The organism is Chitinophaga sp. (genome assembly GCF_035564935.1).
GTDB lineage: Bacteria > Bacteroidota > Bacteroidia > Chitinophagales > Chitinophagaceae > Chitinophaga.
On the sequence record NZ_DATMTE010000096.1, the window covers coordinates 1 to 4,012 of the forward strand.

Here is a 4,012-nt window from a genome sequence, read left to right on the forward strand (position 1 = left end):
GGCGGGTGATCATATCATGGCAGCCCGTGTTACTTTTTCCTTCGTGCCGGTAGGAAATAGTTGCTGTCAGTTTTCCCGAGGCATCAAACAGGCTGTCTGTGCCCACCGGTACGCCGCAGCCGTTATAGTTACCCTGATGCGTTACCTGTTTCAGACGGCCGTTATCATAATACGTTTTGTAAGCAGTTACCTGGGCCTTGCTGCCGGTAAAGCGGAACATGGCCAGTGCCGTTATGAGCAGTATGCGAAGCGGATAAATATTATTGATCATCTACGGAGTTTAAAACAGCATAACAACGTGGTTCATAAAAGTAAAATAGTTAAAATTCCGGAGAATGATCATCAGTTGAACGACTGCCGAAATTCCAAAGGAGACAGGTGGGTTTTGATCTTAAATAATTTACTGAAAGACTGGGGATGTTCAAAGCCCAGCTCGTACGCAATTTCACTGACTGATAAACTGGTGGTAGACAACTTTTCCTTGGCTTTCTCTATTAGCTTTTCATGAATATGCTGTTGTGCGTTCTGTCCTGTCAGTGAACGCAGCATATCGCTCAGGTAGCGGGAGGAAAGATGTAATTGTGCTGCAAGGTATTCAACAGTAGGTAATCCTTTGTTCAGCGCGTGTGCCGTTTCAAAATAATCATTCAGCAGTTGCTCCATTTTCGACAGCAGGTCGTTATTTACTGCTTTCCTGGTGATGAACTGCCGTTTATAAAAACGGTTACTGAAGTTGAGTAATACTTCTATATAGGACATTATTACATCCTGGCTGAAATCATCTATGGGGTTGTTCAACTCCCTGGTAATATGTTCCAGCACTTCCGTAATGGTTACCCTTTCCTTTTCAGAAAGATGCAGGGCTTCGTTGGCTTCGTAAGAAAAGAAGCCATAGTTCTTTATGTTTTTTCCCAAGGGATAATTACGGATAAAGTCGGGATGGATCAGCAGTGTGGCGCCATAAAATTCCTGGTCGCCAATAATAGAGATGACCTGATGAGGAGCGGTAAATACCAGGCCGCCCTCATCATAATCATAATACCCCTGTCCGTATCCTATCCTTCCGTTTTGCAGTTTTTTATAGGATATTTTGTAAAAGCTGAGCAGGAATGTTTCCGGCAACTGATCCATTGCCACTGCAATCTTGGTGTTGTCTATCAGGCTTATCAGCGGATGCTGCGGACCGGGTAAGCCCAACATCCGGTGCAACCCGGCGATAGAATCAATTTTAAAAGGAACGGAAGGATTTTTTTTCATCTTGTTCAGTTACGCTGTTACAAACCTAATACATTTTTGCCCATCTCTATTCTGAAGGCTTCATTGCCAATTTCCACGCGTCTTGCATATAAAGATTGTGCATCCTGGCCGGCTACATAGCGTACCTGGTTTTTGCCGTCCGTGGCAGCTTCATACACAACGCCGGCGATTTGTTCTGCCGTTGAAAAATTATCTACGTTGAAAAGCGCCCATAGTTTTTTGGTGGCTTCATCGTAAGCGGGATGTGAGGGGGCATCTATGGATCTGCCGCCAAAATCGGTGGCGATACCGCCCGGCGCCACGGTTTTTACGCCTACATTGAACAATCCCATTTCAAATGAGAGGCTTTCACTCCAGCCTTCCAGGGCAAACTTGGTAGCATGATATACGGAGCCCAGGGGAAAGGCAAACAGGCCGCCCATAGAGGTAGTAGTAATAAACAAACCGCTCTTTTTCTCCCTGAAATAGGGGATGAATGCCTGGGTAACCCTCAGCACACCCAGCAGGTTAGTGTTCAGTTGCCTTGTCATCTGTTCGTCGCTGAAAGCCTCCATAGGGCCTACCAAACCGTAACCTGCATTGTTAAACACCACGTCTACACCCGATTGTATGGCTTTTTGAACAGTGCTGTTTACCTGTTCGGGGTTGGTAACATCCAATGGTAAAAGGGTTACATTCTCCAGCCCGGAAAGCTCGGTTTCTTTTTCCGGTTGGCGCATAGTGGCTATCACTGCCCATCCTTTCTGCTGGAATAATTTAGCTGTTGCCTTGCCTAAGCCGGTAGAAGCGCCGGTAATAAAGATCGTTTTCATGTTGTTCATTTTTATAACACAAAATTCGACCGGAGGGAGTTTTGACACGTTGCCGTATTGAAGATGCTTGTAGTCAAAATGACGAAAGAGGGGTGCAGGTTAGCTGCCCAACCCCTGCAAAAAGCCGTTGAGGTCATCATCTTTATCCAGTCCCAGCTTCTGTTTGATCCGGTAACGGCTCATTCTCACACTTTTTGCTTCAATGTTCATCAGCTGGGCAATCTGCCGGGTGTCCATCTTAAGATAAAGATAGGCGCAGAGTTTCAGGTCAAGTAAGGTGAGTTTTCGCTGGGCTTTATCGTTGATAAGGTTAAAAAAACCGGGGTGTACCTGCTGGATTTGCAGCTTGGCATGTTCAAAATCGTTGTCGATCACCATCTGTTCCTTCAGGATCTTTTGCATATTAACGGCGTCGCCTTCTGTAAGCTTGTTGCTGATGCTTTGCAGGGTTTGATTTTTATGCTCCAGTTGCAGCACATTGGCCATTACTTCTTTCTTTAATTGTTGCTGTTGAGTGGCCAGCAGCTGTTGTTCTGCCCTGAGCCTCGCGTGTTCTTCCTTTTCCAGGCGAACCTGCATGTCAGATTCGTGTTTTTCCAGCTCCAGCTGTTTTTCCCGCTGTAGCGAAAGGCGCAACCTGAAGTGGTACGACCGGAACATGAATATCAGTCCGAGGAAGGAGGCCAGTGCAATACAGGCATATAAATAATTCTGCATGGTGCGGCTCTTTTCCTGTTCTTTCAGGAGCTGCATCTCGTTGTTTTTCTTTTCCGTTTCGTACTGTATCTCCAGCTTTTGGGTATTGAGCGCCTGCTGCTGGTTGAATACCTTGTTATTATAGAGCGTCGCCTCTTTTTGATACTCCAGTGCTTTCCGGTAGTTCCCCCTTTGCTCGTAGAAGGCCGACAGCGACTGCACTACGTTGATCATTGTATAATAATAAGGCGTATTGGCGGCTTTAATCACTTCGTATGCTTCCAGCAGATAGCTTTCCGCCTGCGCCTCGTTGCCTTCACGTTTGGCAAATTCGCTCAGTATGCCCAGGCTGCTGGCAAATACATCTTCGCTGTTACCGGCGTTCTTCAATACAGACCGTGCTTCGCCGGCGTAGTGTATGGCCTGGGCTTTAACCCCCGGATCATCAGAAGGGAAATATTTCAGGTAGGTGTTGGCAATGTTTATACAGGCAATGGCATAGGTATTATTGGCCACCCTGCCTGGGTATTGCCGGTACAAGCCCACCGGTTTGTTCAGGTAAAACATCACACTGTCCAGTTCCAGCTTACTTTTGGTGGCATTGTATTTATATTCATGCGCTACCGACAGGGCAGTGTAGCAATTACTCAGGAGGTTGTAATCGTTGGCCTTCAGCGCACTTGCTGTGGCAGCCCTGGCATATGCATCTACCTTTTCCTCATTATTCCAGCCTGAATACACCACATAAAGCTGGTAATATATTTTAGCGGCAATGTAGGGATCGGGCTCCTTGTCCAGTTGCCGGAGCCCCAGCTGGCAGTATTTCACCACATCATCTGAGTTATCCAGCGTTTTGTATAACAGTACCCTGGTGTAATAAGCATACGCCAGGGCAACAGGGTCGGGAACTGATTGGGCAATGGTAAACACGGAATCGACCGCTTTTTTGAGGTCGGCATACTGTTGTTGGTTGAATTTGATATTTGCCAGCATAGCATAGGCCCTGGTAGCTTCGCGGTGGTTTTGATGCTTTAAAGATATAGCAATGCATTGCCGCGCTGCTGTTGCAGCAAGGGTATAATCTTTACCGGCCCGGTATATTTCGGCCAGCTGGTTAAGTAAGGCCGGCTTCTCCTTTTCGTTAAAAGCAGGATCAGTTATTACAGAGTGCAGGCTATCTGCCAGTGGAATTTGTGCAGATGCTACCGAAAGCCACCCGCATATACAAACAACTATACAAACAAATG

At 46.6% G+C, this 4,012-nt stretch carries 4 protein-coding genes; all 4 read right to left on the minus strand.

Annotation, left to right across the window (positions count from 1 at the left end):
• On the minus strand, positions 1 to 271 hold a 271-nt coding region (locus tag VN105_RS02680; protein ID WP_325637661.1), incomplete at its 3' end, for a hypothetical protein.
• 71 nt (positions 272 to 342) lie between these two features.
• On the minus strand, positions 343 to 1,257 hold the full coding sequence (locus tag VN105_RS02685; RefSeq protein ID WP_325637663.1) for a helix-turn-helix domain-containing protein: 915 nt from the start codon (positions 1,255 to 1,257) through the stop codon (positions 343 to 345).
• Between the two features lie 17 nt (positions 1,258 to 1,274).
• Entirely contained in the window at positions 1,275 to 2,069 is a 795-nt protein-coding gene (locus VN105_RS02690; protein WP_325637664.1) for an SDR family oxidoreductase, read from the minus strand.
• A 99-nt stretch (positions 2,070 to 2,168) separates the two neighbouring features.
• The coding region (locus VN105_RS02695; protein WP_325637666.1) for a tetratricopeptide repeat protein at positions 2,169 to 4,012 on the minus strand (1,844 nt) is incomplete at its 5' end.

Excerpts from the sequence above, each read along its gene's own strand:
- VN105_RS02685 (WP_325637663.1), bottom strand. The coding sequence starts at position 1,257 with ATGAAAAAAAATCCTTCCGTTCCTTTTAAAATTGATTCTATCGCCGGG.
- VN105_RS02690 (WP_325637664.1), bottom strand. The coding sequence starts at position 2,069 with ATGAAAACGATCTTTATTACCGGCGCTTCTACCGGCTTAGGCAAGGCA.